Source organism: Caulobacter radicis, assembly GCF_003094615.1.
Taxonomy (GTDB): Bacteria; Pseudomonadota; Alphaproteobacteria; order Caulobacterales; family Caulobacteraceae; genus Caulobacter; species Caulobacter radicis.
This window is the reverse complement of record NZ_QDKO01000010.1, coordinates 160,719-172,929: the sequence shown is the minus strand read 5'-3', so window position 1 is coordinate 172,929 and position 12,211 is coordinate 160,719. Positions and strand designations below refer to the sequence as shown.

General features: G+C 71.0%; 13 protein-coding genes. 8 read left to right on the top strand and 5 right to left on the bottom strand.

Features of this window, described 5'->3' with window-relative positions:
- Positions 1-51 precede the first annotated feature (51 nt).
- The 4 genes from DDF62_RS06485 to DDF62_RS06470 all read right to left on the bottom strand — a co-directional run bounded on the left by DDF62_RS06485 (position 52) and on the right by DDF62_RS06470 (position 2,373).
- The gene (locus DDF62_RS06485) at positions 52-606 is read right to left on the bottom strand and encodes a F0F1 ATP synthase subunit delta (protein ID WP_116488370.1); all 555 of its coding nucleotides are present in this window, start codon (positions 604-606) and stop codon (positions 52-54) included.
- 218 nt (positions 607-824) lie between these two features.
- Positions 825-1,061 (bottom strand): hotdog family protein, encoded by a 237-nt coding sequence (locus tag DDF62_RS06480; RefSeq protein WP_116488369.1) that lies wholly within the window; start codon positions 1,059-1,061, stop codon positions 825-827.
- 154 nt (positions 1,062-1,215) lie between these two features.
- Positions 1,216-1,536 (bottom strand): DUF8200 family protein, encoded by a 321-nt coding sequence (locus DDF62_RS06475; RefSeq protein ID WP_116488368.1) that lies wholly within the window; start codon positions 1,534-1,536, stop codon positions 1,216-1,218.
- 411 nt (positions 1,537-1,947) lie between these two features.
- Positions 1,948-2,373, bottom strand: a complete 426-nt coding sequence (locus DDF62_RS06470) for a hypothetical protein (protein ID WP_116488367.1) — start codon at positions 2,371-2,373, stop codon at positions 1,948-1,950.
- A gap of 144 nt (positions 2,374-2,517) precedes the next feature.
- Between DDF62_RS06470 and DDF62_RS06465 the strand changes: the two genes are divergently transcribed.
- The 4 genes from DDF62_RS06465 to DDF62_RS06450 all read left to right on the top strand — a co-directional run bounded on the left by DDF62_RS06465 (position 2,518) and on the right by DDF62_RS06450 (position 6,114).
- A complete protein-coding gene (locus tag DDF62_RS06465) occupies positions 2,518-3,165 on the top strand; it encodes a LemA family protein (RefSeq protein ID WP_116488366.1) in 648 nt (215 codons plus the stop codon).
- Between the two features lie 175 nt (positions 3,166-3,340).
- A complete protein-coding gene (locus DDF62_RS06460; protein WP_244286741.1) occupies positions 3,341-4,129 on the top strand; it encodes a TPM domain-containing protein in 789 nt (262 codons plus the stop codon).
- Positions 4,129-4,830 carry a TPM domain-containing protein gene (locus DDF62_RS06455; protein ID WP_116488364.1) on the top strand — a complete coding sequence of 234 codons (702 nt, stop codon included), beginning with the start codon at positions 4,129-4,131 and terminating at the stop codon, positions 4,828-4,830. Before DDF62_RS06460 ends, DDF62_RS06455 begins: the two co-directional genes overlap by 1 nt.
- A gap of 96 nt (positions 4,831-4,926) precedes the next feature.
- On the top strand, positions 4,927-6,114 hold the full coding sequence (locus DDF62_RS06450) for an acetyl-CoA C-acyltransferase (RefSeq protein WP_116488363.1): 1,188 nt from the start codon (positions 4,927-4,929) through the stop codon (positions 6,112-6,114).
- Positions 6,115-6,180: 66 nt separating this feature from the next.
- On the opposite strand, the gene DDF62_RS06445 is transcribed toward DDF62_RS06450, so the two are convergent.
- On the bottom strand, positions 6,181-6,816 hold the full coding sequence (locus tag DDF62_RS06445) for a hypothetical protein (protein ID WP_116488362.1): 636 nt from the start codon (positions 6,814-6,816) through the stop codon (positions 6,181-6,183).
- A gap of 116 nt (positions 6,817-6,932) precedes the next feature.
- Here DDF62_RS06445 and tsaE point away from each other — a divergent pair, with 116 nt between their 5' ends.
- From tsaE to addB, 4 genes are read left to right on the top strand one after another with little or no spacing between them, the layout of a single operon-like run.
- Positions 6,933-7,427: a tRNA (adenosine(37)-N6)-threonylcarbamoyltransferase complex ATPase subunit type 1 TsaE gene (tsaE, locus tag DDF62_RS06440; protein WP_116488361.1), complete on the top strand. Its 495-nt coding sequence runs from the start codon at positions 6,933-6,935 to the stop codon at positions 7,425-7,427.
- Positions 7,417-8,502, top strand: a complete 1,086-nt coding sequence (gene amgK, locus DDF62_RS06435; RefSeq protein WP_116488360.1) for an N-acetylmuramate/N-acetylglucosamine kinase AmgK — start codon at positions 7,417-7,419, stop codon at positions 8,500-8,502. The genes tsaE and amgK overlap by 11 nt, the downstream gene beginning before the upstream one ends.
- Entirely contained in the window at positions 8,499-9,224 is a 726-nt protein-coding gene (gene murU / locus DDF62_RS06430; protein ID WP_116488359.1) for an N-acetylmuramate alpha-1-phosphate uridylyltransferase MurU, read from the top strand. The genes amgK and murU overlap by 4 nt, the downstream gene beginning before the upstream one ends.
- A complete protein-coding gene (gene addB, locus DDF62_RS06425) occupies positions 9,221-12,175 on the top strand; it encodes a double-strand break repair protein AddB (protein WP_116488358.1) in 2,955 nt (984 codons plus the stop codon). Before murU ends, addB begins: the two co-directional genes overlap by 4 nt.
- Positions 12,176-12,211: the final 36 nt, after the last annotated feature.

Sequence of the window (12,211 nt, the reverse complement as noted above, 5' to 3'; positions counted from 1 at the left end):
GGCTCTTTCTTGAGGCTCTCTGCGTACGTACGTTTTTGCGCGGTTATACGCTTAGGCGCGCTTGAGGGCGAATTTCAGGGAGTCGAGCTTCGAGCGAACCGAAGCATCGAACAGTCGGGAACCGACGCGCACCTTGACGCCGCCCAGGATGGACGGATCGACGCGGGTCGAGATTTCGGGGGTCTGGCCGAGCGCGCTCGACACGGCGGCCGTGACGGCCTTCAGCTGGGCGGCGCTCAGCGGGACGGCCGAGGTGACCTCGGCGGCGACCACGCCGCGGTGCTTGGCCGACAGGGCGACGAAGGCGTTGATCGCGCCGACCAGTTCGGCCGCGCGGCCGTTGGTGGCGATCAGGCCCAGGAACTTGGCGGTCAGGATGTCGAAACCGGCCTTCACGGCGACGGCGGTCAGGCCCTTGGCCTTGTCCTCGGCCGAGAACGCGGGCGAGTCGATCAGACGGCGCAGGTCGGCGCTTTCGGCGACCAGACCCTTGAGGGTCTTCAGGTCGCTCTCGACCTTCGCCAGGTTGCCGCCTTCGATCGTCAGTTCGAACAGGGACTGCGCGTAACGCTGACCCGCATCCGTCGCCTTGGTTTCTTCCGCCACTTGTTCCGCCCGGTGTGCGTTGCAATCGCCGCGGAAGAGAAGCTCCCCCCTCTCCCCGGCTTAAAGACTTGTTAGCGCTTGAGAAAAGCGCACGGGCGGCCCGCGCTTTCGCGCTGCCCTTCCCGAAGCCCGGCGCCTGATAACACGGGGTGTTCGCAGTCGCAACCAAGCCGAGGTGATCGTGTTCGGCCAAGTTCGCGAAAAAATGTGTTTATCCGTCAGACGTTGACGCGGCGGAATACGCCCGAGGCCGCGCCGGCCAGGATCCCGTCGGCGGTGCGCGCCTCGGCCTGGGCGAACACCAGGCTGCGGGTGGCCCGTTCGACCCAGCCGCGGGCGCTTTCGCCGGCCTGGCCTTGCCTCGCGTAGTCGATCGTGACCGACACGGGCGCGGCGTCGGCGCCGGCGGCCGCTCGCAAGGCCTCTTCGAGCTGGACGGTCAGGGGCTGGGTCATGGCGACATCTAATCCTTGCGCGGACGAAGACGTAAAGGCGGGGCAAAGAAAAAGGGCGGCGGAAGCGATCCGCCGCCCTGTCAGGCGAATGGTCGAGGAAACAGCCAGAGAAAGAGAAGCCCCCTGGTACGCCTTACTCGGTAGGAAAGAGGGATCAGGCGGCCTTGGCCGAGGCGTTGCAGCGCTCCAGCTCTTCGGCGGCCAGGGTCTTGGCGTCGCCGCCGAAGGCCGAGACGCGGCCGGCCTCCTTCGCCAGCGCCTTGCACGAGGCGACGCTGAGAGCCCGCGACGGGGCCGAGGCAGCGACGCAGGCCGCGTCCTCGCAGACGAAGACGGCGCCGCCGGCGACGATCTTGGTCTTGGCCGAGACGGGCTTTTCGAGAGTGACCGCCAGGCGGCCATCGGCCAGGGCGGGGGCCGCGACGAACGCGGAAACGGACAGGGCGGCGACAGCCGCCAGGGCGCGGAGCTTCATGGGAAAAGCCCTCCAGCTTCGGGGATGATGGAAAGATCGATGATCGCGGCGTAAGCTGTACTGGCCGCTCGGTCCCGTGGGATGCTGTCCTTCATGGACATGGCGCCGATATCCCCACCGGCGTCGCGAAACCGAACTAAGCACTGCTTAGATATCAGCGTTCAGAAATCGCGCAAGCCGGTTTTTGTTCGCGTGCGCATATTTTATCGAAACTGAGATTTTCGGCGGAACGTGGAGCGCCCTCCCCATCTCCCCGTCATTCCCGCCCTTGTGGCGGGAACCTCTGGTTCCGCTCACACGTGAAGCGCCAGCGGACTGCTCGGCAGTCCGCCCCTCCCGCCCTTGCGGCTGACAGAGGGGTTCCCGCCACAAGGGCGGGAATGACGGGCAAGGAAGAAAGAGCGCGCGCCCTTAGAGCCCGAGGATGGAGTCGATCCGGCTCTCGGCCTTGGCGTGGATGGCGCGGTCCTGGACCATGCCTTCCATGCGGGCGTAGCGGCCGTCCTTGCCGGCCTTGCGGCGCAGGCCGTCGGCGGTGACCACCACCGGCGGGCGGCGGGCGTCGGTCAGGCCGCCCAGCAGCGCGGCGAACACCGCCCCGACGGCGGCGGCCAGCACCGGTCCGGCGAAGTCGATGGCGCTCTCGCCGAAGATGGCGTGCAACTGGACCAGCAGGTGCTCGCGATTGACCTGCTGCGACAGGATCTGCAGCGACCAGGCGGCCAGGCCCTGCACGACCCCCGCCGCGACCACGGCGATGACCACCCCCACGAAACGGGGGCGCCAGAAGAGCCCGAGCAGGGCTCCGACCAGGGCGAAGGCGACCATCAGGACCATGGCGGCGATCCTGCGCCCATCTCCTCAAAAGGAAGTTAAGCCCCTGATGGACGCGAGTTAATCCGATACGCGGATGACGAGAGCCGGAGACGGGGCCATATAAATGCGATCGGCGGCCGCCAGCCGCCTTCAGAGGGAGCCTTCATGTCGCAGCTGCGTTCGCCGGCCCGCCTGGCCCTTGCCTCCGTCGTGATCGCCGTCGGCCTGTCCGGCTGCGGGATCAACACCATCCCCACCCAGGACGAGAAGACCAAGGCCGCCTGGGCCGAGGTGCAGAACCAGTACCAGCGCCGCTCGGACCTGATCCCCAACCTGGTGGCCACGGTGAAGGGCTACGCGGCCCAGGAAAAGGACGTCCTGACCTCGGTGACCCAGGCCCGCGCCAGCGCCACCCAGGTCAAGGTCGACGCCTCGACCATCACCGACCCGGCCGCCTTCCAGAAATACGCCGCCGCCCAGGACCAGCTGACCGGCGTGCTGGGCCGGCTGATGGTGATCCAGGAGCAGTACCCGGACCTGAAGTCGAACCAGAACTTCCTGGCCCTGCAGAGCCAGCTGGAAGGCACCGAGAACCGCATCACCATCGCGCGGCGCGACTACAACGAGACCGCGCGGGTCTACAACACGAGCCTGCGCACCTTCCCGACCATCCTCTGGGCCAAGACCTTCTATGGCGGCCAGAAGCCGGCCCAGCTGTTCGAGGCCTCGGCCGCGGCCCAGACCGCCCCGACCGTCAGCTTCGACGCCCCGGCCGCGCCCGCCGCCCCGTCCCAGCCGGCCCCGGCGCACTAGGGTGAGGGCTGTCGCGGCCTTGCTCCTCCCCCGTGCAACGGGGGAGGTGGCGCGGCGCCATCGGCGCCGTGACGGAGGGGGCGAGGGACGAAGCACCGTGCGCGCCGCCGCCCCCTCCACCGCTTCGCGGTCCCCCTCCCCCGTTGCACGGGGGAGGAGCGGGTGGGTCATTCCCATCCTCTCTTTTCTCGCCATCCTCTTCCTCGCCACGGCCGCCCTCGCCGCCCCGACCTTCCCGCCGCTGAGCGGCCGGGTCGTCGACCAGGCGAACATCCTGTCGCCGGCCGCCGAACAGCAGCTGACCGACCAGCTGGCGACGCTGGAGAAAGAGACCGGCCGCCAGCTGGTGGTCGCCACCCTGTCCAGCCTGCAAGGCTACGAGATCGAGGACTATGGCTATCAACTGGGCCGCGCCTGGGGCATCGGCGAGAAGGACAGGAACACCGGCGCCCTGCTGATCGTGGCGCCCAATGAGCGCAAGGTTCGCATCGAGGTCGGCTACGGCCTGGAGCCGGTGCTGACCGACGCCCTGTCCAGCGTCATCATCCAGAGCGCCATCCTGCCCCGCTTCAAGGCCGGCGACATGGAGGGCGGCATCGTCGCCGGGACCGACGCCATCGTAAAGCAGCTGTCGCTGCCCGACGGCGAGGCCAGGGCCCAGGTCGCCCAGGCGGCGGAAGGCCAGCGCCAGGACGACGGCGGCGGCGTGCCGGTGGTGGCGATCTTCATCGTCTTCATCGTCGCCGTCATGATCCTGCGGGCGATGTTCGGACGCCGCCGCTATCGCCGCAGCGGGCTCGGCGCGGCGGTGGGCGAGGCCCTGCCCTGGATCCTGATCAACGCCCTGACCAGCGGCGGCGGCGGTCGCGGCGGCGGAGGCGGCTGGAGCGGCGGTGGAGGCGGCGGCGGGTTCTCCGGCGGCGGCGGCTCGTTCGGCGGCGGCGGATCCTCGGGGAGCTGGTGATGAGCGACATTCTTTCCCGCCCCGACCAGCTGCGCATCGCCGACGCCGTTCGCGCGGCGGAGGCCGGCACCATCGGCGAGATCCGCTGCGTGCTGGCCCCGCGTGTCGAGCCCGACCGCCCCGCCCCCGTCCTGGCCTGGGCGGCGGGCGCGGCCCTGCTGCTGCCGGCCTTCGGCCTGCTGGCCGGCCTGCGCCCCGAGTGGCTGACCCGCCTGTTCGGCGGCTGGAGCGTCGGCCACGCCGCCGCCCAGGACGGCGCGATCCTGTCGGCCCTGCTGGTCTACCTGACCCTGCAGGCGGCGGTGTTCGCCCTGGCGACCGCCGTGCTGTCGATCCCGCCGCTGCGGGCGCGGCTGCCCACCGGCGAGAGCGCCGCCGAGCGCGTCCGGCGCGCGGCCATGGACTATTTCCTGTCCAGCGACCTGCGCGCCACGCAAGGGCGCACCGGCGTGCTGATCTTCGCCGCCCTGGCGGAGCACCGCGTCGAAGTGCTGGCCGACGAGGGCGTCCATGGCCTGGCGCCCAAGGACGCCTGGTCCGGCGTCGTCGCCGACCTCGTGGCGGGCCTGAAGGCCGGCCAGATCGCCGACGGCTTCGTCGCCGCCGTCGGCCGCGCCGGCGCCATCCTGGCCGAGCACGCGCCGCGCGCCGGCGGCGAGGACCGCAACGAGCTGCCCGACGCGCCGACCATACTGGGCTGAGCCTCACGGCTTACGCTTACGTGATCTTCCCCCCGGCGAATTTCCGGCCTACGGTGCCGGCAATTCAAACTAACGTTTAAACAGGGAAGAAGCGCCATGCGCGAAGCGGTCATCGTCTCCTACGCCCGGACGGGCCTGGCCAAGTCCAATCGCGGCGGCTTCAACAACACCCACGGCGCGGCCATGGCCGGCCACGCCATCCAGCACGCCGTGTCGCGCGCCGGCCTCGACGGCCCCGAAGTGGAAGACGTCGTCCTGGGCTGCGGCGGTCCCGAAGGCGCCACCGGCATGAACGTCGCCCGCAACGCCGCCATCTGGGCCGGCCTGCCGGTCACCACCTCGGGCCAGACTGTCAACCGCTTCTGCTCCTCGGGCCTGCAGGCCATCGCCACGGCCGCCAACTACGTGCGCAACGACGGCGCCCCGGTCGCCATCGGCGGCGGCGTGGAGTCGATCTCGCTGGTGCAGGGCGGCGGCCACATGAACCGCTTCCACATCACCGAAGACAAGCTGATGAAGGAAAAGCCGGCCCTGTGGATGGCGATGATCGACACCGCCGACATCGTCGCCAAGCGCTACGGCATCTCCCGCGAGTATCAGGACGAGTATTCGCTGCGCAGCCAGCAGCGCATCGCCGCCGCCCAGGCCGCCGGCCTGTTCGCTGACGAGATCGTGCCGATGGCCACCAAGATGAAGGTGGTCAACAAGGAGACCAAGGAAGAGAGCCTGGTCGACTACGTCGTCACCAAGGACGAGTGCAATCGTCCGGAGACCACGCTGGAAGGCCTGGCCAAGCTGGAGCCGGTCAAGGGTCCGGGCAACTTCATCACCGCCGGCAACGCCAGCCAGCTGTCGGACGGCGCGGCCGCCGTGGTGGTGATGGAGGCCAAGGAGGCCGCCCGCCGCAACCTCGAGCCGCTGGGCCTGTTCAAGGGCTTCGCCATCGCCGGCTGCGAGCCCGACGAGATGGGCATCGGCCCGGTGTTCGCCGTGCCGCGCCTCTTGGAACGCCACGGTCTGAAGGTCGACGATATCGACCTGTGGGAGCTGAACGAAGCCTTCGCCAGCCAGTGCCTCTACAGCCGCGACCGCCTGGGCATCGATCCGGAGAAGTACAACGTCAACGGCGGCTCGATCGCCATCGGCCACCCGTTCGGCATGACCGGCGCCCGCTGCGCCGGCCACCTGCTGCTGGAAGGCAAGCGCCGCAAGGCCAAGCTGGGCGTGGTGACCATGTGCATCGGCGGCGGCATGGGGGCTGCGGGCCTGTTCGAGATCTTCTGATTTCTCTTTTAACGCCCGTCATTCCCGCCCTTGTGGCGGGAATGACGGGAGTAGAAGTTGACCCGATCAGACCCCCAGATCCTTCCTCACGAACCTGTAAGTCTCGCGCTTTTCACACGCGCAGGCCTTCATCTGACCGTCGGGCGTCCACCAGACCAGCAGGGGATAGGCGAAGTTCACGCCGTTCTTCTTGAGCAGCGGGACGAGGTCCTCGACCGACTTGCGGCCGGCCTCGATGACCGCGGTGCGGGCGATGTCGCCGTCGGCGGGCTTGAGGCCCGGCGCGGTCCAGGCGTCGACCGGCGTGGCGTCCCACGTCTCCGACAGTTCCCACGAGCGGTTGATCCACAGCTCTGCGACGGTGGCGCGCTCGACCGGCGTCGATTTCGGCACGCCGTTGCGGTCGGCGCGGGCGATCTCGATCAGGCGGGTGTCGATCCCGGCCTTGTGCAGGCGCGGATACTCTTCCTTCTTGAAGCGGACGCAGTCGGGGCAGGTGCGGAAGCTGATCATGTAGAGCTTGGGACCCTTGAGGCCCGGCGACACCCAGCCCGAGCCTTCGAGGATCTTGGCGATCTCGGCCTGGTTCTTGGTGATGGTCTTGGGCCGCCAGCGCAGCTCGAAGTTCCACCACGCCCACCAGCCGGCGCCGATCACCACGACCACGGCGGCGAGGCCGGCCCACAGCTTCCAGTTCTTCATCTCGACCGATCCTCTCGGGATTGTTCTGCTGGTGATAAGACGCCGCGCGCGCCCCGGCGACGGCAAAAATCCTGAAAGCCGCTTGAGGCGCGCGCGGGGGACTCTAGATTGGCGCGATGTCTACGCCACAGGCGCCCGGGGGCGCCGTCTCCCTCGAAATCGACCTGCCGGACGAGGCCGCCACCAAGGCCCTCGGCCAGCGGCTGGCCGCCGTGCTGTTTCCCGGCGCGGCGCTTTGCCTCTACGGCCCGCTCGGCGCGGGCAAGTCGACCCTGGCCCGCGCCCTGGTGCGCGCGCTGACCTCGCCCGAGGAAGAGGTCCCCAGCCCGACCTTCACCCTGGTGCAGTTCTACGAAGCCGCCGAGTTCCCGCTGGCCCACTTCGACCTCTATCGCCTGGAGGATCCGGACGAGGCCTACGAGATCGGCCTGCTCGAAGCGCTGGAAGACGGCGCGGCCCTGATCGAGTGGCCCCAGCGCCTGGAGGGCCGTCTGCCGCCGCACCGACTCGATGTAGAGATTTCGCCTGTTTTGGACGATACGGCCGGCGAGGCCCGCCGCGTCCGCATCACCCCCTTCGGCGCCTTCAAGGAACGCAAGCTTGAGTTCTGACCGCGAGACCCTGAAGGCGCAGTTCCTGGCTCGCCACGGCTACGGCGACGTGCGCCGCCAGCCGCTGGGCGGCGACGCCTCGACCCGCTCGTACGAGCGCCTCCATCGCGGCGATGCGACCTTCATCTTCATGGACCAGCCGCCGGCCCTGGAGACCGCCCCCTGCCCGCCCGGCTCCACGCCGGACGAGCGCCGGGCGCTGGGCTTCAACGCCGCCTACCGCCTGGCCGCCGGCCGGGTGGACGCCTTCGTGGCCGTGGCCGGCTGGCTGCGGGCGCAGGGCCTCTCGGCGCCCGAGGTGCTGGCCGCCGAGCCGGCCCTGGGCCTGGCCGTACTGGAAGACCTGGGCGATGATCTCTACGCCACAGTGATCGCCAACGGCGGCGACGAGCCCCTGATGTACGACGCCGCCGTCGACGCGCTGGTCGCCCTGCACGCGGCCAAGCCCCCGGCGGTGCTGGAGGCCGGCGGCTCGACCTGGCCGCTGCTGACCTATGACGACCTGGCCTTGCAGATGGCCCAGGACCTGTTCGTCGAGTGGCTGCCCAAGCTCAAGCCGGTGACCTTCGACGCCGCCGCCCTCTCCGACTGGCAGGCGCTCTGGACGCCGATCCGCGCCCGGGGCGAGGCCGGCGCCAGCGTGTTCTGCCACCGCGACTATCACGCCGAGAATCTGCTGTGGCTGCCTGACCGCGAGGGCCCGGCCCGCGTCGGTCTGATCGACTTCCAAGACGCCGTGGTCGCCCACCCGGCCTGGGACTTCTCGATGCTGCTGCACGACGCCCGTCGCGACGTGTCGCCGGAGATCGAGCAGCGCGGCCTCGACCGCTATCTGGCCGCCCGGCCGGACCTCGACCGCACGCAGTTCCTGGCCGACTACCACGCGCTGGGGGCGCTAAACATCGCCCGCATCCTCGGCATCTTCGCCCGCCTGGTCACCCGCGACGGCAAGCCGAAGTACGAAAGCTTCATGCCGCGCCTGTGGCGCTATCTCGACAGCTGCCTGGCCGATCCGGCGCTGGCGGGGCTGAAGGCCTGGTTCGACGCCCACGTCCCGGCGGAGGTCCGCGCATGACTTCTCCGAAGAAAGCGATGGTGCTGGCCGCCGGCCTGGGCACCCGCATGCGCCCCCTGACCAACGACCGCCCCAAGGCGCTGGTCGAGGTGGCCGGCCGCACCCTGATCGACCACATGCTGGATCGCCTGGCCGAGGCCGGGGTCGAGACCGCCGTGGTCAATGTCCACGCCTTCGCCGACCGGCTGGAAGACCATCTGAAGACCCGCACCGGCGCGCCGCAGATCGTCATCTCCGACGAGCGCGGCGAACTGCTGGAAACCGGCGGCGGCCTGCGCAAGGCCCGGCCGCTGCTGGGCGAGGAGCCGGTCTTCGTCGCCAATATCGACTCCGTCTGGACGCAGGACGGCGCGCCCACGATCGAGAGCCTGGCCAAGGCCTGGGATCCGGAAAAGATGGACGTCTGCCTGCTGCTGGCGCGGTTGGACCGCACGCTGGGCTTCGACGGGGCCGGCGACTTCTTCCTGGCCGAAGACGGCGCCCTGACCTTCCGGGGCGAAGCGGCCAGCGCGCCCTACGCCTACATGGGCGTGCACATCTGCAAGCCGGGCCTGGTCGACGACGGCCCCGACGGCGCGTTCTCGCTGGCGACCATCTGGCGCAGGCTGGCGCCGCGGGGCCGCGTCCACGGCGTGGTCATGGACGGCTTCTGGATGCACGTCGGCGATCCCGGCGCGCGCGACGAGGCCGAGGCCAGGCTCGCAGGAGCTCACACGGGATGAGCGGCCCGGCCGGTTCCGGCTGGTTCTCGATCCCGGCCCACCGGCCGTTCGTCGACGACGTGGCCGCGGGCCTGGTCGAGCGGCTGTCGCATCTGGGTCCCGACGCCCTGTCGCACGCCACCCTGCTGACCCCCACCCGGCGCGGCGCGCGCGCCCTGGCCGACGCCTTCCTGGCGGTGAACGGCGGGCGGGCCGTGCTGCTGCCGCAGATCCGTCCGCTGGGCGACCTCGACGAGGGCGAGCCGCCGTTCGAGCCGGGCGACCTGGCCCTGGACCTGCCGCCGGCCGTCTCCAGCCGCCGCCGCCGGTTCGAGCTGGCGCGCCTGGTGCACGACAACGCCTCGCTGCTCGACAGCCCGCCCAGCGCCGGCCAGGCCCTGGAGATGGCCAAGGCCGTCTCCGACCTGCTCGACAGCTGCCAGATCGAGGAGGTGCCGGTCATCGATCGGCTCGACGGCCTGGCCGACGGCGACCTGGCCGCCCACTGGCAGGTCTCGGCGCGGTTCATCCGGGCCATGGTCGAGGGCTGGAGCGCCCGCCTGCGCGACCTCGACCTGATGGACGTCAGCGAGCGGCGGGTGCGCCTGCTGCGCGCCCTGGCCGACCAATGGACCGACAACCCGCCGCAGGGCGTTCTGGTCGCCGCCGGTTCGACCGGCACCGCCCCGGCCACCGCCGACCTGCTGATCGCCGTCTCGCGGGCGCCGCAGGGCTATGTGGTGCTGCCCGGCCTCGACGAGGATCTGGCGACCGAAGCCTGGGAGCAGGTCGGCGAACAACACCCGCAGGGCGCCATGCGCCGCCTGCTCCATCGCGCGGGCGTCGATCGCGGGGTCGTGCGCCGCTGGCGCACCGAGGCCGACAGCCGCGGCCGCTGGCGCCGCCGGCTGGTCAACGAAGCCCTGCGCCCGGCCGAGGCCACCGCCGACTGGCTGGCCCAGATCGCCAAGCTGCGCGCGGAGTCCGAAAGCCTCGACCCGATCGCCGAGGGCCTGTCGGGCCTGTCGCTGGTCAACGCCTCGGGCGAGGAGGAGGCCGCCCTGGCCTGCGCCCTCCTGCTGCGCGAGGCGCTGGAGACGCCGGGCAAGACCGCCGCCCTCGTCACCCCCGACCAGCAGCTGGCCCGCCGCGCGGGCCTCTATCTCGCCCGCTGGGGCGTCGTGCCCGACAGCTCGGCCGGCGCGCCGCTGGCCGCATCGCCTCCCGCCGTGCTGGCTCGCAAGCTGGCGGCGCTGGTGCTGGCGCCGCTGGATCCGGTCGGCCTGCTGTCGGTGGCCAAGCACCCGCTGCTCAAGGCCGACGAGGCCGCCCGCACCCTGGAGCGATACGGCCTGCGCGGCCCCGCTCCCGTCGACGCCGCCGCGCTGGAAGGCCGCGTCGCGCAGTTTCCCGAGGCCGTGGACCTGGCCCGCCGCATCCACGCCGCCGTCGATATCGCCGCCGAGCCTTACGCCGCCGGCCCGGTCGCCCCGCCGCACCTGGCCGCCGAGGCCCTGGCCAAGGCGCTGGAAAGCCTGGTCGAACCCTCGGCCTTGTGGGCCGGCTCGGGCGGCGAGGCCCTGGCGACCCTGATCTCGGCCCTGATCGACGACGGCCAGGCCCTGCCGCCGACCAATCCGCTGGGCTTTCTCGACCTGCTCGGACGACTGGTCGACGAGGAGACCCTGCGCGTCGGCGGGGCCACCCACCCGCAACTGCGCATGCTGGGCGCCATCGAGGCCCGTCTGGTCCGCGCCGACCGGCTGATCCTGGCCGGGCTGGAGGAAGGCGTCTGGCCGCAGGCCGCGCCGATCGACCCGTTCCTGTCGCGGCCGATGCGCGCCAAGCTCGGCCTGCCGCCGCCCGAGCGCAAGATCGGCCTCACCGCCCACGACTTCGCCCAGGCCGCCAGCGCCCCCGACGTGATCCTGGTGCACAGCCAGCGCCGCGGCGGGGCGCCGGCGGTCGAGAGCCGCTGGCTGTGGCGGATGAAGACCCTGGCGCGCGGCGCGAACCTGGCGCTGACCGAGCGGCCGGACGTGCTGGACTGGGCTCGCGCGCTGGACGCCCCCGGCCCCTACGCCCCGGTCAAGCGCCCCGCCCCCTGCCCGCCGGTCGAGGACCGCCCACGCCGCATGGCCGTCACCCGCGTCGAGGCCCTGACCCGCGATCCCTACGCGGTGTGGGCGCGCGATATCCTGAAGCTCTACCCCCTCGACCGGCCGGACGAGCCGGTGGAAGCGCGGGCGCGCGGCACGGCGATCCACGCGGCCTTCGAGGTGTTCGCCCTGGATTATCCAGAGGCCTTGCCGCCCAACGGCGCTGAAATTTTCGAACGTCTCTATATGGATAAGCTGGTCGCCGCCGGCATGCCGCCCTCGGCCCTGGCCCGCGAACGGGCGCTGGCCCGCGAGGCCGCCCTGTGGGTCATGGACCTCGAAGCGCGCCGCCGGGCCGGGGCCGAGAAGATCGTGGTCGAGGCGGCCGGCGAGATCACCTTCCAGGTCGACGGCCGCCCCTTCACCCTGACCGCCAAGACCGACCGCATCGAGCCCACCCGCGACGGCCGCGCCGCGCACATCCTCGACTACAAGACCGGCGCCGCCCCCAGCCAGAAGCAGGTCGACACCGGCTTTTCGCCGCAGTTGACCCTGACGGCGGCGATCCTGCGCGAAGGCGGCTTCGCCGACATCGGCCCGCGCGCGCCGGGCGACCTGACCTATGTCCGCGTCACCGGCCGCCGCCCGGCCGGCGAGGAGCAGACCCGCGCCGCCGCCGGCCCCGAAAGCGAGGAAGCCGCCCGCAAGGCCTTCGACGGCCTAGTGGAGCTGATCCGCAAGTACGACGACCCGACCCGGCCGTACCTGTCGCGCACGGCGCCGCAGTTCGTGCACGACCATGCGGGGGATTACGGGCACCTAGCGCGGGTGTTCGAGTGGTCCACCAGCGGCGACGAGGGGGACGGGGAATGAGGGCGATCGCCTGGAAGATCCTCCCCCTGAAGGGGG